The following is a 20,293-nucleotide window of genomic DNA, read 5'->3' on the forward strand; positions in this document are numbered from 1 at the left end:
AGTGAGTATCTTACTCTTATAGTTGAAAGTCTTTAAGGAGTGGAAAAAGTGTCAAGCAAGCAAACGGTTCCCGTTCATTCCTATTATCAGCATGCAGAGCGGGCCTATGAGCTGCTGCCTGCCGGCACCGACAGCCTGAAGCGGCTTAAGCAAGCATTTGAGTCGGCAAATGAAGATTTTCTGGCCATTGAGCTCAGAACCATGATAGAACGACTCGAAGAAATCGAGAAATTGCTGGCGGACGGCCCCCAGGGATAACCGGAGCCGAGCCTCCTCCAATGGGAACATTGGAAGGGGGCTTTTCCTTGTAATCGTGAGTTTTATGGATTGAGATTCGTGATGCGGATTTCACGCCAGAATCGTTAAGCAGTCTCGAATGGGCGCTGATCTTTACCTTGCGTTTTGAACATTAATGACGGAGAGCCAGAGAAAAGCTGATCGCTCCGGGAGCTTGCGGGAAGCGCATTTGTTCGTCATTTTGTGACAAAAGCTTGCGTAACGGCTGATAATTTTTGCTATGATGATAGTAATCTTGAATCCTCGGATTCCAGGAAAGGGAGAACATATTGATGGGTGTGCCGGTAGGCGTTTGGGTTGCTGCTGTAATTATTTTGATCGTATTGACCTGGTTGACCATATGGGTGACCAATAAGGCTTACTCAAGAAAATGGGAAGATCATGGAGATGAGACGGACAAGGGGTAACTAATCAGGTTAACCGGGAAGTCCAGCTTACTATATTTAAAACCAGCTGCAGATGAGCGAATCATCGGCGGCTTTTTTGCGTTCCGGCAGAAAACAAGAAAACAAAAGTCGGTCAAACAGGGGGTTATGGTGTACTCAGAGTTGGACGATTGCTGCGCTGCTGGAGGGTCAGCTTTCGTTATGCCGGATTCTATCAGCCGGTGCGGCTAACTTTAACAATTCCTTAATAAGCCGTCTGGTATGATTGACATGTACAAATTTACGTAAGTTAGGGGTCAATCGTGGATGGCATATACCATTAAGGAAATTGCAGAAATGGCAGGTGTATCGAAGTCTACGGTATCGAGAGTCATTACCGGTCAAGGCTATGCAAGTGAGGAGTCGAGGGGGAAAGTAATGAATGTTATTGAGGCGCTGCAATATAAACCGAATGCGGTAGCTCGCGCTATGGTGTCCAAGAGAACCCATAATATAGGGGTTATCATATATCGCGACCAACAACCGGTTGCTTCCCATCCCTTGTATGGCAAAATTCTCGACGCCATTCTGTCCGCTGCGGAACCGCTCGGTTATTCCGTATTCGTCATGACCGATCAAGAAATGTCTCTTCGGTCCGCCGATTTCATGCTGGAAAAAAGAGTCGACGGCCTAATCCTTATCAGTCGGCTGCGGAATAACGTGATTGAATATATAAAGAGCTTCGGCGTTCCCTATTTAATGATTAACGGCACGACGGAGGACGAAGAAGTCATCCGCATTGTGAACCAGGATGATAAGGGCGGAGAACTGGCAGCGGAACATCTTCATCATGTTGGCCACCGCCGAATTTGCATCATAGCCGGTCCGCAGGCTCACCGCAGCCACTTTCTCCGGTTACAGGGATTTCTTGGGTTTGCGGAGCGTTCCGGATTTCCCGTACCGCCGGATTCGGTTTATCAGTCGCCCGCTTCAACGTTTGAAGCCGGATACGAAACGATTTCCCGTCATTGGTCTGGGTTCTGCCGGCGGCGCTATACCGCCTTATTTGCAACCAATGACATGATTGCCCTTGGCGCCATGAAGTTTCTGATGGAGCAAGGAGTGCGCGTTCCCTCGCAGATAGCGGTTATGGGATACGATGACGTGGACCTTGCTGCTATGTATCATCCGTCATTGACGACAGTTGGGGTTGACAAAGTAAAAATGGGACGGGAAGCGGTGCTCCTGCTGGACCGTTTGATTAACTCGGAGCAATCCCCTCTTAACGAAGTCGAATGCGAACCCCGTCTCATCATCAGAGAAACGACCTAGCGGCAGGTGCTTTCAGGTGATTTACAATATTAACACCTGCGCATAACATCCTACTAACAGTTGTGCCTTACATTGTATTTAGATTCATGACGTATGGGAACGTTCCCACTATCGAGATTTCATCGAATAAGGAGTTGGATTTGTCGTATGCGCTGGTATTTCCGAGCCTTGGGAACGCGGAGGATCGTAGAGTTTGTTCTATTGGCCGCATTTCTCATTTTCTTTATGGGCCCGTTATTGAACCTGGCGGTTCTGGCCTTCAGCGGCAGTTGGCGTTATCCCGGCTTGCTTCCGCAAACCTGGTCGATTAAGTGGTGGTCGTTCGTATTTAAACAGGAGGATGTGGTTCAATCCATCAGTTTATCCTTTATGATCGCATCGATCGTGACCGCGTTGTCGATTGTGATCTGCATTCCCGCTGCTTATGCATTTGCCCGCATCCGGTTTCCGCTTAGCCGATTCTTCCTGTTTTCTTTTTTGCTCACGCACGCTTTTCCGAAGATGGGCTTGTATGTGGCGATCGCCGTACTCTTCTACAAGCTTGGGCTCATGAACACATTGATCGGCGTTGTCCTCATTCATATTGTAAATGTACTTATGTTTATGACCTGGATTCCCACTGCGGCTTTTCGGAACATCCATCAAGCGCAGGAGGAATCCGCGAAAGATGTGGGTGCATCGCCATTCCGGGTATTTCGTAGCATTACGCTGCCGATGGCAATGCCTGCGATAACGGTGGCATCCGTTTTCACTTTTCTGAATTCACTGGACGAAGCGCAGGGGACATTCCTGGTTGGAATCCCCGATTTTAAAACGATGCCGATTGTGATGTACTCTATCATTTCCGATTTTCCAAGCAATGCAGGCGCTGTTTTCTCCATTATTCTTACGGCTCCGACGATTATTTTGCTCGTTGCAGCCCAGCGGTTCGTGAGTGCCGATCTGCTTGCGGGCGGGTTTCAAGTCAAATGATTTCAGCCCATCAGACAATCAACTAAATTAAATTGGCTGCTTCCCGGAGGTATCTATGACCACCCAATTATCGGTTCAACAATTAACCAAACGCTACAAAACGGGGGACGGCGTGACGGGAATCTCGCTTGATGTCGGTAAAGGCGAGCTGATAACCCTGCTCGGGCCTTCCGGCTGTGGAAAGACGACGGTGCTTCGGAGCATCGGAGGCTTCCTGGAACCGGATTCGGGCGACATTCTGATCGAAGGAAGAAGCGTACTTAAACTTCCGCCTGAGAAGCGTCCGACCTCCATGGTTTTTCAAGCATATAATTTATGGCCGCATATGACAGTCTACGATAACCTGGCCTTCGGTCTTAAGATCCGCAAGCAGGGAAAAGCGGAGATTCGTAAGGCGATAACCGAAGTATTGGAGCTGGTCCGGCTGCCGAACTCGGAGAATAAATATCCTAGCGAGCTTTCCGGAGGACAGCAGCAGCGGGTCGCCCTGGCCCGGTCGCTCCTGTTGAAGCCGGCGGTACTTCTGCTGGACGAGCCCTTCTCCGCATTGGATGCCAAGCTTCGTCATGAAATGAGGGAGGAACTCCGGGAGATTCAAGCAGATTCCGGTTTGACTATGGTTTTTGTCACGCACGATCAGGAGGAGGCTCTCTCCTTATCCGATCGGATCGTTGTCATGAATCATGGCCATATCGAGCAAATAGCGTCACCGCAGGTTATTTACGATAGCCCGCAAAGTCTTTATGTAGCGCAATTTATCGGGAAAATGAATTTTTTGAAGGGAGTGGTAGATGGAGGCAGGGTTCGAGTAGACCATATGGAATTCACGGCTGCCGGCAAGCTGTCCGGAGATGTCACATTGGCTGTTCGGCCGGAAGACGTCACTTTTGTCAGCGACAGAGAGGAAGGACTCTCAGGAGTGGTGAAGCAGGTCATGATTTTGGGGCATTATGCCGAAGTTACCGTTGATTTGAAGACGCACGGCGTCATCAGAGCGTTTCAACCGCGCCAGTCGGTCGATGAACTTTATTCGGGTAAAGTCCTGAACGTGAATTTCTCGAAAACAATGGCATTTCAGAGCATGTAATGGGAACCGTTCACAAGAAAACGTCAATAGACCAGATCTTGAGGGAGGAACTACTGTATGTTTAGAACGAAGAAGCTGTTTATTATGTCTCTCGTATTTATTTTCGGTTTAACTGTGCTTGCCGGATGCGCAAACAAATCCGGTGCAAACTCCGGCTCTTTATCCGAAACAAGCGCCGCTGCCGCTAATTCTACGACCGAATTCTCATTCTATTTCACAGGGTCGAATAACGTCAAAGAATTGTGGGATACTCTAACGCCAATTTTCGAGAAACAAAATCCGGATGTTAAAGTAAAACTTGTCTATCTTCCATCCGGGACGGCGGCCCAGCCGACGCTCGACCGTTTGGCCGCAGCCAAACAATCGAATAACGGATCCGGCGGCATTGACCTGTATGAAGGCGGCTTGGGAGATGTCACGAAAGGGCAGAAAGAAGATCTTTGGGATACGCTGAGCAGCGCAAGCATTCCGAATATTGATAAAGTGGATGCGGAGACGATGAAAGCTGTGTCGAATCTGGCTCTCCCTTACCGTTCGTCTGCCGTCGTACTCGCTTATAACGGAGATACCGTGAAGGATGCGCCGAGTACACTGGGTGAACTTTACGACTGGATTCGCAAGCATCCCGGACGCTTTGCCTATAACGATCCGACTACCGGAGGATCGGGTGACTCCTTCGTTCAAACGGCGATATACAACTTTCTGCCTGATGATGCAATCAACAATGCCGATCCAAGCGTTGAGAAGCAGTGGGACAAGGGCTTTGCTCTGCTCAAGGAGCTCGGTCCGTTCATGTACGGTAAAGGCATCTATCCGAAGAAAAACCAGGGAACCCTTGATCTTCTGGCCAGAGGCGAAGTGGACATGATTCCAGCTTGGTCGGATATGGGGCTGCAGCAAATCGATGAAGGCCTGCTGCCGAAATCGACGGTTCTGAAACAGTTAAATCCCGGATTCACGGGCGGACCAACCTACTTGATGGTGCCTAAAGGGTCTGATAAGAAGGATGCGGTTGCAAAGTTTCTGAATTTCGTATTAACTCCGGAAGCGCAGTCGATTATCGTTAACAAAATGCACGGTTTTCCAGGCATCAAATTGAGCAATATGCCCCAAGACATTCAGGACGCTTTTAAAGGTGTCGCTGCGGGCTACCGAACCTTTAATATCGGAGAGTTGAGCAAGGATATTCAAAAACGTTGGCAAAGCGATGTTGCCGCGCAATGAATAAAAATGTGAAAACAGGGATTTTGGGATTACTTCTCGTAATCCCTTCTTTTTTAATCCTATTTGCCGTTGTCATTGTTCCTATTTTTCTGGCGTTCGTCGAAAGCTTCAAGAACGATTCAGGCGGGTATGATCTGTCCCATTACATCTATATATTTACTGACAAAGTCATGCGTTCCAACGTGATATATACGCTGAAAATAACGGTAATTTCGGTTATTTTGGTATTGGCCTCCAGTTATGCATTAGCGGTGTACATGCGGTTCAGCTCAGGCGTTATGGCGGGGTGGATCAAAAGAACGTATATGATCCCGATGTTCATTCCCGGCGTAATCGCAACCTACGGATTGATCAACATGTACGGCAATCATGGCTGGTTATCCAGTTTTCTTCTACTATTCACGGATGCCCCGCTGCCTCGGATCATCTATGATGCCCGGGGGATTATTCTTGCGAATATGTGGTTTAATATCCCGTTCACCACTATGCTGCTGAGCTCCGCGCTTTCAGGGATAAACAATTCGGTCATCGAGAGCGCAAAGGACGTAGGAGCTGGGAGACTCGCCATATTTTTTCGGGTTATTTTGCCACTCTCGTACAAAACGCTGCTCGTAGCGCTCACCTTCGTGTTCATGGGCGTTATCGGATCCTTCACCGCTCCGTTTCTGATTGGTCCGAATGCTCCGCAAATGCTGGGTGTCGCGATGGAACAGATTTTCGGTGTGTATCAAGAGGAAGAGCTGGCTTCAGCCGTCGCCGTTTTTATGTTCCTGCTCTGCTCCGTAATGGGCTATTTCTATATTCGTACTATGATTAAAGAAGATAAGGCTTCCCGTTCGTCTTGACCTGCAATCCCACTTGCCTGTGATGGGGGAATGAGAATGTTGTATGTCGATGTGAAAGGCCAAGTGACACCGGTATGCTCGCGAAGCCATATCACTTACCAGTTCCATCTCGAGCAGGCGGCAAGTAAATTGTGTATACGCTTCGCTTACACCCCCAAGCGATTGGTGGACCTGGAACGGTCGAGGGAGATGATATTGGACAGTATTGATAAATACACTGCGCCCGAGCACAACGAGGCGGTAAAATCCAGATGGGAAAGGTTCCTCCCGCTGCAAAACCTGATTACGTTTTCCGTGGACGATCCGGAGCGCCACAGGGGTGCAGGGCACCGCCATGATCCGGTGCAGGAACTTTATCTGTCGGAATCGGGAGCATCTCCGGGTCTTGTGAGCGGTCAACTGCCCGGCGGATGGTGGAAGGTGACCCTGAGTCTTCACGCAATCGTAACGGAGAGATGCGATTATGAGCTTCAGGTTTGGGAGGAAGGGGAGTAGCCAATGCGCTGGATAGCCTGCGAGCTTCATACTCATACGTTTCACAGCGACGGCCGCCAAAGCTTGCACGAGCTGGCAGAAGGCGCCAAATCGCTCGGTTTCGAATGCATTGCGCTGACCGATCATAACACGATGACCGGCCTCGCGGACCGGGAAACCGTTGAACGAGTGACCGGGATTACGATCATTCCGGGCATGGAATGGACTACCTTTTATGGACATATGGTAACGATCGGCCTAAGCCAATTCGTGGACTGGCGTACGGTAGGCGTCAATGATATCGACCAAGGAATCGCCAAGGTGCATGAGCAGGGCGGCATCGCCGGCATGGCCCATCCGTTCCGTATCGGAAGCCCGATCTGCACAGGATGCTTCTGGAAATTTAATATCCGCGACTGGAACGCTCTGGACTATATCGAGGTGTGGTCCGGAACGTTCCCGCCCGTTAAGCATGCCAATGCACGCGCCTTCAGTCTCTGGACAGAACGGTTAAACGAAGGGTATCGCATTGCTGCCGTATCCGGAAGGGACTGGCATGAGCAAAGCAATACGGAAGAGCTTGTTTCCGTTACATATTTGGGAATCGAAGAGGGAGACAGACCGATAGGAGAAAGGGCCGTTCATGCTTTATCTAAAGGCAGGACTTCAGTAACGATTGGTCCGTTGATCACATTGACGATCGAGCATTCACAAGGCAGCTATATAAACGGCGATCTGGTTCCCCCCTCTGACGAGACGGAAACGGTTCGTGCCCGGGTTCATGCGGATTTTTCCGTACGTAAAGGCGTTTGGGATATTCCGGATCAGAATTTCAAGCTGCGAATCATCGGCAATACAGGCCTGCTAGCCGAAAAAGCCATACGTGCAGAGGATAAAGAGTATCTAATGGACTTCCTGCAGACCGGTCTGATATGGGCGAGAGCCGAGCTGTGGGGAACGATCAGACACGCGAAGGTATTGATCGCATTTACCAATGCGGTCTATTTCTCAAACGGAAGCAGGGGGTAATAGTGTCAAGATCATTTCCGCTCGTCACCGCCCATACCGGGTGTATGAACTGCCCCGATAATACCTTGATCTCTGCTGAAACGGGAATCAAGCTGGGAGCCGATATTATAGAAGAAGATATCCGCGTCACCCGGGACGGCGTAGCTGTACTGTTCCATGATGATGAGGTGCGCCTACCCGAAGGAACGAAGTATCGCCTGTCACATCTGACCTATCCGGAGCTTCGGGAAATGAATATCATAGCTGCACATGCCAAGGGCGGAGAGACGATCCGTATTGCCGACTTGAAATCATTATTATCGCTCATCAGGAGTTCAGGGAAGATGATTAACTGCGACCTTAAGACGGACGGAAGCATTGAAGCGGCCGCTGCCTTAGCCCGCAAATACAACATGCAGGATCAAATCTTTTTTACGGGATGCGGGATCCAGCGAGCCCAGTTGGCTGAGAGGATCTGTCCCGATATTAGAAAGCTGCTGAATGCCGATGTCCGACTGTTCCTGACACGAGGCTACACTGAAGCGGTGGGGAAGACTATTGAGGATGCTTTAGCCGCATCATGTTCCGGAATCAACATCGATTACCGGTTCGTTCGAACAGATCTGATAGAGGCTGCGGATGCCCATAACCTTCCCGTTTACGTTTGGACGGTAAATGATGAGTCTCAAATGCAAAGCTTTGCCCGAATGGGCGTTTATTCCTTGACAACGAGAAATGTGAAGGCGATGGTTGGATTTAAGCATAGTTCGTAATTTACTATTGACGGAAAAAAACCAATAAAGAATGCCGGTTGGCGTTCTTTATTGGTTTTCCGTGACTTGTGCAGCTTCAATCCATTGGTCGGCCCAGTTCCCGATCTCTACGAAGAGAGGAGCAAGGGCATGACCTTTTGCCGTTAATGAATACTCAATACGTACCGGTATTTCCGGGTATACGTCTCTTTTGATGAGCCCTTCGGCTTCGAGTTCCTTCAGACGGTCGGAGAGTACTTTACCGCTTAAGTTCGTTAAGGAATTCTCAATCTTGGCGAAACGCTGCGGGCCGGAAAGCAGTTGAAATATAATTAATGCCGTCCACCGTTTGCTCAGTATTTCAATCGCTTTCTCAAACCGTGGGCAAATTTGCGCTTGTTCCATCGTATCACCTCGTTCTTCTCTTCATTATAAACCTTGGAATAATAACACACAATCAGAAGCGGAAAGCCTATATTTTTTAAGTGACTTATTTTTTAAACATTTGTCTCTTACGTGTGGCTATTCTTCGTTCCGAAATAGTTCCCTCAGCATCCTGTGCCGGTTATTTAAGAATTGCTGCGTAAGATTAAAATGGTCCGTTTGCTCCAAAGTCACTGCCTTAATCCCATTTGTAGTAAGTTGATAAATGATTGCGTCGGGAAAAGCCATGAGAATAGGAGAGTGGGTAGAAATAATAAACTGCGAGTGTTTTTGGACAAGGTCGTGGAGCCTCGATAACATGGATAGTTGACGGAATGGAGAGAGTGCCGCCTCTGGCTCGTCCATCATATACAGTCCGTTACCCTTTAAGCGGTTCATGAATGCAAAATTTGTGACATCGCTGCTTCAGCTTTGAGCTGGGCATGGCTTGGAAAAAGGGGCACTAACAGAGGAGGCAATCCGAAAATGGGGGCGATGATGGCGATCCTTTCACGAGGCAAGTACTGATTTTAACCCCTCCGCCGGTTTTGCTCGCGGTTTCATATGGAATATGCTGTTCCCGGACGCCTTAGTGGCAAAAAAGCTGTTGACGCATACAATGGAACATCACTCGTATAGGCAGGTGTCCCGAGTATGGCATTTCATTTTCCGGCTGTCATTCAAGCTTCCCGCGTTACTTTTCCGAAGGCAGAGCTGTGGGTTCCTGTCGTGAGCGGACTTTACAACCAGGCTGCACAGAACGAAATAAACAAATTGCTTCGCATTGCAGCCAGCCTATTGGTCGGCGATCATGGATCGCTTGACGATCCACGCGCGGAAATGAAGGGCTGGTTTGAATTGAAAACGAACGAAAAAGCCGTGCTTAGCTTATCGCTATTTAATTACGCTTATACCGGCGGGGCTCATGGGATTACCCTCCAGCACTCGTATACACTCGACATTACAAGCGGCAAATCTTATTCACTGGCGGACTTGTTTGAGCCCGGCAGCGCATACGTCAAGCGTTTATCGGATTTGATCCGGGCACAGATCGAATCACGCCAAATTGCCACGCTGGAGCCGTTCCGGACGATACTTCCAAATCAGCCATTTTATATCGCCGATCGCGCGCTTGTGATTTACTTCCCCTTGTTCGAGCTGACGCCGTATGCGTTCGGTTTTCCTTATTTTCCGATACCGGTTTACGACATTGCCGATATCATCAACCCCACTGGACCGCTCGCGGTTATGGCGGTGAACGATTAGAAGGCTGTTCATGGCAGAATGACGATTGAGCATGACAGAGTTACCGGTTCGATGGTTCTTATGCCGATGATGACGTCTTGGAAATGCCCGGTGAAAAAGCAGAAAAGGACTGCTCAGTCTTGATATGCCGACTGTGCAGTCCTTTTAATTTGGGCAATAGGCAGCTTAAGCGTCCGGCCGAAGTTGCCCTTCGTATCGTCCGATTCAGTGTTATTTCTGAGGGGCTGCTTCGCACCTTCCTGGCTTAACACCGGCTGCCCATTGTAAACCCCCGAGAAGATGCTGCAGAAATAAAGGCTCATGATAGGATGTTATCGTGTGGCCGAGGCCGGTGTACCAGGATCGTCCGCCCGAATAATTCCGGCACCATGCGATAGGATGATCCGCACCCATTGTGCCGCCTTTATACGTGCTCTCGTCCAAATTGAGCAGGATATGCGCTTTATCGCGGGGATTGGTCCGGTAATTGTACCACTCGTCCAATCGCAACCAAGCTTTCGGCAGAAAATAAGTCGACGGATGAGTCGGATCCTCCACACGGACAACCCCTCTTTGAACCTCCGGATCCGGATACATCGGATGGTCGTCGAAGTACGCGCCCAAGAGTTCCCCGTAGAATGGCCAGTCATACTCGGCGTCGGCTGCCGCATGCACGCCGGCATAACCGTGTCCGGCTCGAATGTAGCGTTCGAACGCGGCTTGCTGGTCCGGATTCAGTAGTTCCCCGGTTGTCAGAAGAAACAGGACCGCGTCATATTTCGCCAGGTTGGCGTCGTTGAATTTCTCCGCATCGTCGGTAAAATCCGCGGCGAAATTGTTCTCGGCGGCCAGCTTGCGCACGGCTTCCTTCGCTTCCGGAATAGAGTCATGATGGTGACCGGTGGTTTTCGTAAAGACGAGCAGTCTGAAGGCCGGCTTTCCCTTGGCCAATCCCGCAGGCGCCGGGGAGACAACCGTCGCAGCCATGAGGAACACTCCGAGCAGCAGAAAGAGCCGTTTAATCGAAATGCGTAAGTCGCTTTTCATTGCTTATCTCCTTTATATCGGTACTTTTGTAGATTTTCCCCACCTTGTGGACTTCTTATTCCAGCCGGGCACATTCCTCCGACAGAACTCATCAACGAAAATGTACAGTCGGTGCATGAATTGGGTTGTCTACAACATAGGTATGAAGTATTACTACGATAAGGGTGTGAACGTCTGTGATGCTGAATCCTTCGCAAAACGACATGAAAGAATGGATTCCGCTCACCCCGATCGAGAAGATGGCGCAGACTGACTATGACGTCATTATTGTCGGCAGCGGCGCAGGGGGAGGAGCAGCACTATGGCGGCTGTGCGAGAAATGGGGACGAAACGGCAAGCGAATCGGCCTCGTCGAGGCCGGGGACCTGCTGCTTCCGACACATGCCGCGAACATACCCGTTTTTAACGGCCCCCGTTTCGAGCTGTTCCAATCTGCCCATTCGGATTATATCGGGAATCGGCTGCCTGATTTTCCGAATGTGATCCTCATAAGGGCTCTTGGAGGAAGAACCTTATTTTGGGCGATGGAGAGCCCGCGTTTCCCTCCGTTCACTTTCGAAACTTGGCCGATAACTTATCGGGAGATTGCTCCTTACTACAATATTGCGGAACGGATTATGAAGGTTAACACGATCTATTCTCTGGGCTCTGCGGTCCAGGACATCCTTCTGGAACGCTCGCGTACCGGAGGTCTACCGGAGGCAACGACCGTACCGCTTGCGTTGGACCCTCAAGCGACTCAATTCGGGCAAGTTCATTCGGACCCCGCTTTCAGCTCCATTTCTTATATGGCTTATGCGCTGAATACCAGACCGTTCGATCTTAGCGTAAGGACCCGTGCTTTGCAGGTGTTTACCGAGAAAGGAAAAGCCGCCGGTATCAAGGTTATGACTTGGGATGGGAAAACGCATTTCATTTCCGCGAGAACAGTCATTTTGTCGGCAAGCACGTTAGAAACTCCGCGCATTCTGCTCCATTCCGGCATTCCGGGGGAGGCGATCGGCAGAAATTTGGTCGACCATTCTTTCGTAAGTGCCGAGGCGACGGCCAACCGGCAGATGTTTCCCGAGGTACTGGGTACATCCAAGATTTATGTGCCGGACTCGGAACAACGAAGATTTCATATGCTCTTGTTAGGACCGACTCTCTATCAGCAATTTGTGGAACCGCCTGTGGCCGATTCGCTCAAGTTCTTGTTCTACACCTATGGAACGGTCGAGCCAAGGCTTGAGAACCGTGTCTATCTTAATCCAAACCAACTTGATGCATACGGCGTCCCAGGGATCGGCGTCGAGTTTTCGTGGAGCAGCCGGGATATGGCCATTATTGAACAGATGCTCGTTTCGACGGGCAAATGGGTAGAAACCCTGAACATGTCGCCTCTTCAGGCGCCCGAGTTATGGCCGCCGGGAAGCATTAAACATGAGTCGGGAACATGTAGAATGGGTGATAACCCCGCTACTTCAGCGTGTAACCGTTACGGACAAATTCACGGCATCCCTGGGCTATTCGTTGCAGATAACAGTGTACTGTCGCTCACCGCAGGGGCTAACCCTACATTGACGACAATGGCGCTCGCCATGCGCACTGCCGACTATATCGTCGAAACGTCCAGTTGAGGAGGGGGAGGGACGAACATGACCGGATATTCAAAAGACCAACCGTTTTCCAGCCCGGACGTTCGCCAGCGTATAGCAGACCGGGAGCCTCGTAACCCGTTTATTCCGTCCACAACGCACAAACAATGGATTCCTCCCGGAATTCCGCTGGAACATTGGATGCCGCTGACCCCTCTGGAGAAAATGGCGCAAACCGATTACGACGCCCTGATCGTCGGCAGTGGAGCCGGTGGCGGGGCCGTTCTATGGAGACTGTGCGAACAGTGGGCAAGATCCGGGAAAAAAATCGGGATAATCGAATCGGGCCCGCTGCTCCTGCCGACTCACGGGCGAAATCTTCCGACAATGGACCAGGAACGTTTCGTTCAATATTTCTCGAATCCCCTGCATACGGAATATATCGGAAAGCATTGGCCGGAATACCCGGGAGCAAGGATTATCAGGGCTCTAGGAGGCAGAACGCTGAAATGGAATTTAATGACGCCCCGGTTATCCGCTGTGCATTTCGAATCGTGGCCGATACCGTATAAGGACATTGTCCCATACTATCTGATAGCCGAAGAAATGATGGATGTAACGACCGACTATGCCAAGGGGTCGTCGATCCAGCAGACGCTTCTGCAGCGGCTTCGGGCGCGAGGGCTTGCCGATGCCCAAGCGCTGCCCATTGCCGCCGATCTTCAGGCGTCGCAATTCGGCATCATCCATTCGAATGTGTTCGCCAGTTCGATCAACTTTTTTGCCAGAGCCCTGAATATCAGGACTTTCGATCTTGCTGTCAATACCCGGGCGGTTCAAGTGCTCACCGAGAATGGAAGAGCGGCTGGCGTAACGGCTATGACTCCGGGCGGGAAAAGTTATACAATCACCGCTAAAACGGTTATCGTCTCAGCCGGAACATGGGAGACGCCTCGCCTTCTTTTCTACTCCGGTATTCCCGGGAAAGCAATCGGACATTATTTGGTCAATCACCCGAGGGTGATCTCGACGGCCAAGGGAAACCGGGACCAATTCGGGGAAGTATCTGGAGTGGCGAGCCTTATGATTCCGCATCCGGACAACAGCCGAATATTAATGAACGGGATGGCTCCCGATCCGGAAGAATATTATTGGTATGCGTACCAAGACAAACCGTATTTAAACCAGTTGAAATTCCGGTTTTTCTGCCAGGGGACAATGGAGCCGCGGTTTGAAAACCACGTTTTTCTCGTGCCGGGAACAGAAGATGAGTACGGCGTCCCCCGACTGCAGGTTAAGTTTTCGTACAGTAATCAAGACCGTGTGATGATTGCCGAGCAGTTCAAATTCCTGGGGAAAGCAGTGGGGGTTATGGGACTCGAGTTCGATAATGCACCCCGTCTTCTTGTCCCGGGGGAAGACAATGCTGAATGCGGGACATGCCGGATGGGACTGGATCCCGATACATCGGCAACCGACATTTTCGGACAGATCCATAGTGTTCCCGGCCTGTTCGTGGCTGACAACAGCGTCGTTCGTCTGTCCGGACCCGCCAATCCTACTTTAACAACAGTCGCTTTGGCGATACGAACGGCAGATTATATAGCTGCAGTTCAGCCTCATCTTTTACCATAATTAGTAGGAGCAGAAAGGCAAGTGAGATAATGACACCGCATACGTGTTTCCTTCCCATTTGTACAGAAAGGAGTCCGACTTGATTCCCCGCTGGAGCACTTCATACTTCAAGCTGCGCCGGAAGGGACTTTCGGGGCCCAGGCCGGTGCTCGATAACAACACATCCCCGCCCGCTTACAGGAAGAACGTATCGCCGACATTGTAGAGCGTAAGCGTATTTAACGATAATGAACAGTATTTATCTGACGCATCTTTTAAAAAAAGAAGTTCTGAATATAATATAATTTTTAGGCAGGTTGAGCATTGGGAAGGTGACATTGAGAACGGAAAGCTTTACCCCCTGATTAAGCTATCGGAAACGACAGGCTTCCTTTCTATACAAAACGATAAAATAACCTGATTAAATTTAACGGCTTTTCAGCATAAAAATGGTTTAAATAAGAAAATAAGGGAGTTGTGTTCGGTACGCGAACACTTTAAGTTTACATAATTAATATTATGTAAACTTAAAGTGTTTAATAGGGTATTAACATTAGCTCGTGCCTGAAAAGCTAACTCAAGCCAGTGGGTCGGCAGTCTTAAGTCTGCATTAAGCAGCATACGCAATCTACCAATCCTTCATAGTGGAATACCCCGCGCCATTCTCTCTATCAATTCATAGCATAGAGAAAGAAAGAATGGAGGAGGCGTCCGCATGCCGGTATTGGATACGGGACTCCTGAGTAATCGGGACGAATCGCGTATGACACATCTTTCAATAACCGCTCTGAACATGGGCAGACATAAGGCGGTAGCCGGTTTCCAAATCTATGAGATTCTGCCTTCCTTAGAAGAAGAAAACTATGGGAGCTTGCACTTCACCACGCTTGAAATCGCCGCTCTTCAGCCTGTGGTGGAACCCGGCTGCGCATTCACGGTTGATTATGATATGAATGGGCTGCAAACCTTTGGCGTCCGCGTGATTGTTAGCGGACCAGGGGCAGGGGATGTTACTGCTGCAATGATGGAGAGGAATACAGAAGGCAAGGTGACGGCCATACACCATATGGCCGTCATGTCCTCAAAGCCGGAGGGACGGCTGCTGGCTTATGTGGCTAACCATACCCAGCACACGATATCGGTCATCGATACCGGGGTCAACATGAGGGCGGCGACAATCTCGCTTCCGCCCGGGAGCAGCCCGCGGCTGCTTGATCTTGCACCGGATGGACTGAAAGCCTATGTTTCCTGCCAGGGAGATAAGACGGTAAGAGTGATCGATACGATAACACACTCGGTATGCGCGGAGATCGGTTTTCCAATCGGCGCGGTTCCATTCGCCGTGACGGCAGCTCCAAGCGGGAGGAAGGTCTATGTCACAACGATGATAGAAGACTATGTGGCCGTTATCGACACGGAAACGGATTCGATTGCAAAGCTCATTTCACTGCCCCCCGGAAGCGACCCGACGGCCATAGCTGTTACGCCGGACGGCACACGGGCATACTGCTGTCTGATCAATACCGGGGCAATCGCCGTCATTGACACTTCGAGCGACACAATAACGGCAACGATAAGGCTTCCCAAAAAAAGCAAACCGTCAGCGGCGGCTGTTACACCGGACGGAGAATTCATTTATGCATCCGATATTCACTTCGAAAAAGTGTATGTAATTGAGGCCTCCACGAACCGGATCGTAAAAAGTATTTCTCTTATACCTGGCAGCGACCCGCAGAACATCGTCATCACGCCGGACGGCGCGATTGCATACGTAGCCAGTCGCGGAAGCGACGAGCTGGTCGTCATTAACATTTCCCGAAATGAAATACTGACGACGATCGATTTGCCGAACGGCAGCAATATGAGCGATTTGGCGGTTACGAGTGACGGATCGAAGGTCTACGTAACCATTCTGACATTCGGTTATGTTGCAGTCATTGATGTAGAAAGCCATTTGCCTGTCGCCATCCTCCCGGTTGGAAGCTTTCCATCCGGCGTAGCGATTACGCCAATGAGGCTTGTATAGGACGATGAAGCGAGCGCTTCAGTCCAAGGAAAAGGCCGGGAAGTCCCGGCCTAAACGTTGGCGCTCTGCAGAGGAAGCCACTGAAGCACGCGTTGAATTTTATGATCCCAGTAGCCCCAATCATGATCCCCCGGCTCTTCCTCATAGGTCAGAGGCAGCTTTAGTTCCTTCGCGTATTCGCGGAATTTCACATTGTCCTCATACAGGAAGTCCTCAGTTCCGCAGCATTGGTAAAGCTGAGGAGATACTCCGCCGGAGGCGGTATCTGCGGCAAGCTTGAACAAGTCGTTCGGGCTGTTCTCGGCTTGCTCCAGAGTGCCGAATATTTTCTCGAAATCAATGGGGAAATGATGCCTCACGGATGGCAGATAAAGCGCGCCGGACAAGCTTGCCGCCGCTTGATAACGTTCCGGGTAGCTTAGAGCCAGCTTGAAAGCTCCATACCCGCCCATGGACAAGCCGGCAACGAAGTTATCCTCGCGGCGGTCGGATAGCGGGAAGAACGAACGCGCCAATGCCGGCAGTTCCTCGCTTATAAAGGTCCAATAATTGTAGCCGCTGATCATGTCCGAGTAGAAGCTCCGATGCACGGCAGGCATGACCACGGCAAGTCCAAGCGCGGACGCGTAGCGTTCGATTGACGTTCGGCGGAGCCAAATCGTGTGGTCGTCCGAGAGTCCGTGCAGGAGCAGAAGTGTTTTGTGCTTTTCGCCGTTGGCGGTTGTCTTCATACCGATCTGCGTGTGTGCCGTTTGCGGCAGTATGACAGTCATCGAAGTGGACAAGCCTAGAACATCGGAATAATATTCACATTGAATAAGAGCCATTATGAACTGATCCTCCAGATAAGGTTTTTTAGTGTAAGCACACTATTTCAACATACATGATTAAAAGACCTTCATCCAGGACAAGAAATTATGGAATTCGTTCAAATTACGGTCGTTTTAGAGCCGGGTATTTGCTCTTCGCGCCGGGACAGACTGCCTTAACTTTGTGTTCATAGACGAATTTGATGTATAACTGAATAGAGAAAGGGGGCGGTTTGATGAGCGTGATAACGGAAGATCCGGATAAACCGCCGCGCAGTCCAGATTCAAATGGTTTCGGCCGTTTGGGGATTTCACAAGTTCAAAAAGACTGCCAAGTCTGGAATATTAAGGATGTCGTTATTATTCATAAAGGCGAAACCGCTTGGAGATGGCATGATAACCAAACCGACCGTGTCGGAGCCGTCTACTCCTGTACCAAGAGCCTGTTGTCCGCCTTGATCGGCATCGCAGTCGGGCAAGGATATATCGCCGATTTGGACCAGCCGATTTCGGAATATTTCCCAGAACTCGAAGACGCAGACGACGAGCGCAAACGCGCTATCCGCATCAAGCATTTGCTAAGTATGACGCCGGGGTTCGATTGGCCTGATTTCGATAAGCCGTATTGGCGGATGAAACGGACAAGCGACTGGGTGAGGTTCGTCCTGGACCAGCCGATGGCGCATGAACCGGGCGAGGTGTTCACTTACAACTCAGGCGGTTCCCACTTGTTGTCGGCTATATTAACGAAGGCGACCGGCATGCCGGTATATGAATTTGCCAGGGAGCGCTTGTTCAATAAGCTCGGCTTCCGCAAGCCGAAATGGAACAGCTTTGGCGGCGTTTATGAAGGCGGAGCAGGGCTTCATTTGTCAACGCAGGACATGGCGAAATTCGGATTGTTGTATCTGCAGCGGGGACAATGGAAAGGCGAGCAGCTTATTCCCGCAGCTTGGGTGGATAGTTCCACAACTATGCGTCACAAGGGGCTCCTTCATTACGAACCGCCTATCTTCGGCGCGTACGGGTATCACTGGTGGATATCCTCGAAGGAGCATAACGGGAAGGTAGATTACTATTTTGCCAAAGGCTACGGGGGCCAGTATATATTTGTCGTGCCTGAGCTGGAGCTTGTTGCCGCGATCCGTAAAGAGCCGGAAGGGAAGAACAACGCGATATATTCCAAAAGGCTGCTGATGGAGCATATCATTCCGAACGTGCCCAAATGAACGAACCCGGCATTAATATTTACCCGCTGTCGCCAATGCTCGCCTCCTGCGTATGAATCATCACCCCGGCATAGTCAAGCCGTTCATATTCAGTTCAAAAAACCAATGTAAGCTTATCAGCATGATAAGTATTGGTGCCTGATGGAGGGCGGAAAGGAATTAAACGATGCAGACAACAATTCCTGAGATAAAAGGAAACGGTAGGCTCTTGATCAAACTGATCAGGCAGACGAAGCCATCCGCTGTATTAATATCGATTGCAGTTATGATGAGCGTAGCCTCGACGATTGTCGGGCTCATAATCCCGTTGTTTACGAAAAGACTGGTGGACGGGTTCTCGCTCAGCAGCCTGAGCTGGGGACAAATCAGCGCAATTGCCGTCACGTTCATTGTTCAAACCGTAGCCAGCGGCGTATCGATCTATATGCTTAACCGGATCGGGCAGAAGGTCGTCGCCGAGCTGCGCGACAGGCTGTGGAAGAAGCTGCTTGTCCTAAAGGTCGACTACTACGACGCGCACCGGACCGGGGAAACGATCAGCCGAATGACGAACGACACGGGAACCGTCAAGTCGCTTATTGCCGAGCACATGACCGGCTTCTTTACCGGTATCATCTCCATTATCGGATCCGTCACTGTTCTCTTCTATATGGATTGGCGGATGACCGCGGTCATGCTCGGGGTGATTCCGGTTGCTGCACTGTTTCTCGTTCCGTTGGGAAGGCAAATGTACAAAATTTCGAAAGGCCTGCAGGATGAGACTGCGTCTTTCACGACCGTGCTGACGCAAGTCTTGTCCGAAATACGGCTCGTGAAGTCATCCAATGCCGAGGCGAAGGAATACATGAACGGTAAGAACCGTATTACGAATTTGTTCGGATTCGGATTACGGGAAGCCAAGGTACAGGCGATGATTGCGCCGCTTATGTTTCTTGTTATGATGCTGCTGCTCGTCGTCATTGTGGGGTACGGCGGCATGCGTGTTTCATCTGGCGCCCTTACTGCCGGCGAACTGGTCGCTTTTATTCTCTATCTCATCCAGATCGTCATGCCGATGAGTCAAATTACGAACTTCTTTACGCAATTTCAGAAGACGACCGGAGCAACGGGACGTATTATCGAGATGCTGGATGCCGATGAAGAGGACCATCAGACGGGCAATGATGTAGAACGGGCTGATAAAGTCATTGCATTCGACCAGCTGACCTTTGCATATCCGAACGGAGAAGCAGTCCTAAAGGATATCAGCTTCGAGGTAAAGCCGGGCACAGTAACCGCAATCGTCGGACCGAGCGGAAGCGGCAAAACAACGCTCTTCTCGCTGCTGGAGCGTTATTACGAGCCTACAAGCGGCAGGATTCGCCTTGGTCCCGACGACATCGGGACATTCTCTCTTCAATCGTGGCGCAGCCAGTTCGGTTATGTCTCGCAAGAAAGCCCGCTCATTGCCGGCTCCATCAGGGAAAATATCTGCTACGGGATTCATCGCGAAGTAACGCGCGAGGAACTGGAAAGAGCAGCGGCAATGGCTTATGCCGATAAGTTCATCCGCGAGCTGCCAGGCGGTTATGAGACCGAGGTCGGCGAACGGGGTGTCAAGCTCTCGGGTGGACAGAGACAACGAATTGCCATTGCCCGTGCGCTCCTGCGCGATCCGCAAATACTTATGCTTGACGAAGCAACGTCCAGTCTTGACAGCAAATCGGAGGTCGTTGTCCAGGAAGCGCTCAAAAACCTCATGACTGGACGGACGACCCTTGTTATTGCGCACCGGTTATCGACCGTGGTGGATGCCGATCAAATTGTTTTCATTGAGAAGGGCACGCTGACCGGAAGCGGTACGCATGAAGAACTGCTGCGCACGCACGGGCTGTACCGGGAATTTGCGACACAGCAGCTGCGTCTTAACGATCGGGATGATTATGTGAAGCTTTCCGTGTAGTGAGGCCGAATGATCCTCCATCCAT

General features: G+C 50.5%; 19 protein-coding genes and 1 pseudogene. 16 read left to right on the top strand and 4 right to left on the bottom strand.

The features are described from left to right. Positions 1-48 precede the first annotated feature (48 nt). From KZ483_RS13920 to KZ483_RS13960, 10 genes are all read left to right on the top strand, one after another. The gene (locus KZ483_RS13920; RefSeq protein ID WP_220347895.1) at positions 49-258 is read left to right on the top strand and encodes a hypothetical protein; all 210 of its coding nucleotides are present in this window, start codon (positions 49-51) and stop codon (positions 256-258) included. A 311-nt stretch (positions 259-569) separates the two neighbouring features. After that, the gene (locus KZ483_RS28515) at positions 570-704 is read left to right on the top strand and encodes a hypothetical protein (protein ID WP_258881238.1); all 135 of its coding nucleotides are present in this window, start codon (positions 570-572) and stop codon (positions 702-704) included. A gap of 285 nt (positions 705-989) precedes the next feature. Beyond that, positions 990-1,994, top strand: coding sequence for a LacI family DNA-binding transcriptional regulator (locus KZ483_RS13925; RefSeq protein ID WP_220347896.1), 1,005 nt, complete (start codon positions 990-992; stop codon positions 1,992-1,994). 147 nt (positions 1,995-2,141) lie between these two features. Beyond that, positions 2,142-2,966, top strand: coding sequence for an ABC transporter permease (locus KZ483_RS13930; protein WP_220347897.1), 825 nt, complete (start codon positions 2,142-2,144; stop codon positions 2,964-2,966). Between the two features lie 55 nt (positions 2,967-3,021). Continuing rightward, a complete protein-coding gene (locus KZ483_RS13935; protein WP_220347898.1) occupies positions 3,022-4,053 on the top strand; it encodes an ABC transporter ATP-binding protein in 1,032 nt (343 codons plus the stop codon). A 57-nt stretch (positions 4,054-4,110) separates the two neighbouring features. Further along, complete coding sequence (locus KZ483_RS13940; protein WP_220347899.1) at positions 4,111-5,277, top strand: extracellular solute-binding protein; 1,167 nt, start codon at positions 4,111-4,113, stop codon at positions 5,275-5,277. Then, positions 5,274-6,122, top strand: a complete 849-nt coding sequence (locus KZ483_RS13945; RefSeq protein WP_220347900.1) for an ABC transporter permease — start codon at positions 5,274-5,276, stop codon at positions 6,120-6,122. Before KZ483_RS13940 ends, KZ483_RS13945 begins: the two co-directional genes overlap by 4 nt. Positions 6,123-6,152: 30 nt before the next feature. Beyond that, positions 6,153-6,617, top strand: coding sequence for a hypothetical protein (locus KZ483_RS13950; protein ID WP_220347901.1), 465 nt, complete (start codon positions 6,153-6,155; stop codon positions 6,615-6,617). Positions 6,618-6,620: 3 nt separating this feature from the next. Continuing rightward, on the top strand, positions 6,621-7,625 hold the full coding sequence (locus KZ483_RS13955) for a CehA/McbA family metallohydrolase (protein WP_220347903.1): 1,005 nt from the start codon (positions 6,621-6,623) through the stop codon (positions 7,623-7,625). A 2-nt stretch (positions 7,626-7,627) separates the two neighbouring features. Continuing rightward, positions 7,628-8,377, top strand: a complete 750-nt coding sequence (locus KZ483_RS13960; protein ID WP_220347904.1) for a glycerophosphodiester phosphodiesterase — start codon at positions 7,628-7,630, stop codon at positions 8,375-8,377. A gap of 48 nt (positions 8,378-8,425) precedes the next feature. On the opposite strand, the gene KZ483_RS13965 is transcribed toward KZ483_RS13960, so the two are convergent. Then, the gene (locus KZ483_RS13965) at positions 8,426-8,761 is read right to left on the bottom strand and encodes a winged helix-turn-helix transcriptional regulator (RefSeq protein WP_220347905.1); all 336 of its coding nucleotides are present in this window, start codon (positions 8,759-8,761) and stop codon (positions 8,426-8,428) included. Positions 8,762-8,878: 117 nt separating this feature from the next. Beyond that, positions 8,879-9,184, bottom strand: a pseudogene (locus KZ483_RS13970) (AAA family ATPase); the annotation flags it as partial. A 249-nt stretch (positions 9,185-9,433) separates the two neighbouring features. Between KZ483_RS13970 and KZ483_RS13975 the strand changes: the two are divergent. After that, the gene (locus KZ483_RS13975) at positions 9,434-10,045 is read left to right on the top strand and encodes a DUF3298 and DUF4163 domain-containing protein (protein ID WP_220347907.1); all 612 of its coding nucleotides are present in this window, start codon (positions 9,434-9,436) and stop codon (positions 10,043-10,045) included. Positions 10,046-10,255: 210 nt separating this feature from the next. Here the strand turns inward: KZ483_RS13975 and KZ483_RS13980 are convergent, their stop codons facing one another. Then, positions 10,256-11,071 (bottom strand): ThuA domain-containing protein, encoded by an 816-nt coding sequence (locus tag KZ483_RS13980; RefSeq protein WP_220347908.1) that lies wholly within the window; start codon positions 11,069-11,071, stop codon positions 10,256-10,258. Positions 11,072-11,250: 179 nt separating this feature from the next. On the opposite strand from KZ483_RS13980, the gene KZ483_RS13985 reads away from it, so the two are divergent. The 3 genes from KZ483_RS13985 (at position 11,251) to KZ483_RS13995 (ending at position 16,288) form a co-directional block, all read left to right on the top strand. Then, positions 11,251-12,690: a GMC oxidoreductase gene (locus KZ483_RS13985; protein WP_220353442.1), complete on the top strand. Its 1,440-nt coding sequence runs from the start codon at positions 11,251-11,253 to the stop codon at positions 12,688-12,690. An 18-nt stretch (positions 12,691-12,708) separates the two neighbouring features. Next, positions 12,709-14,283: a GMC oxidoreductase gene (locus tag KZ483_RS13990; RefSeq protein ID WP_220347909.1), complete on the top strand. Its 1,575-nt coding sequence runs from the start codon at positions 12,709-12,711 to the stop codon at positions 14,281-14,283. Between the two features lie 694 nt (positions 14,284-14,977). Beyond that, complete coding sequence (locus KZ483_RS13995) at positions 14,978-16,288, top strand: beta-propeller fold lactonase family protein (RefSeq protein ID WP_220347910.1); 1,311 nt, start codon at positions 14,978-14,980, stop codon at positions 16,286-16,288. A 50-nt stretch (positions 16,289-16,338) separates the two neighbouring features. Here the strand turns inward: KZ483_RS13995 and KZ483_RS14000 are convergent, their stop codons facing one another. Further along, positions 16,339-17,115, bottom strand: a complete 777-nt coding sequence (locus KZ483_RS14000) for an alpha/beta hydrolase (protein ID WP_220347912.1) — start codon at positions 17,113-17,115, stop codon at positions 16,339-16,341. Between the two features lie 218 nt (positions 17,116-17,333). Here KZ483_RS14000 and KZ483_RS14005 point away from each other — a divergent pair, with 218 nt between their 5' ends. Beyond that, positions 17,334-18,326 carry a serine hydrolase domain-containing protein gene (locus tag KZ483_RS14005; protein ID WP_220347913.1) on the top strand — a complete coding sequence of 331 codons (993 nt, stop codon included), beginning with the start codon at positions 17,334-17,336 and terminating at the stop codon, positions 18,324-18,326. A gap of 166 nt (positions 18,327-18,492) precedes the next feature. Beyond that, positions 18,493-20,268 (top strand): ABC transporter ATP-binding protein, encoded by a 1,776-nt coding sequence (locus KZ483_RS14010; RefSeq protein WP_220347915.1) that lies wholly within the window; start codon positions 18,493-18,495, stop codon positions 20,266-20,268. Positions 20,269-20,293: the final 25 nt, after the last annotated feature.

This window comes from Paenibacillus sp. sptzw28, assembly GCF_019550795.1.
Classification (GTDB): Bacteria; Bacillota; Bacilli; order Paenibacillales; family Paenibacillaceae; genus Paenibacillus_Z.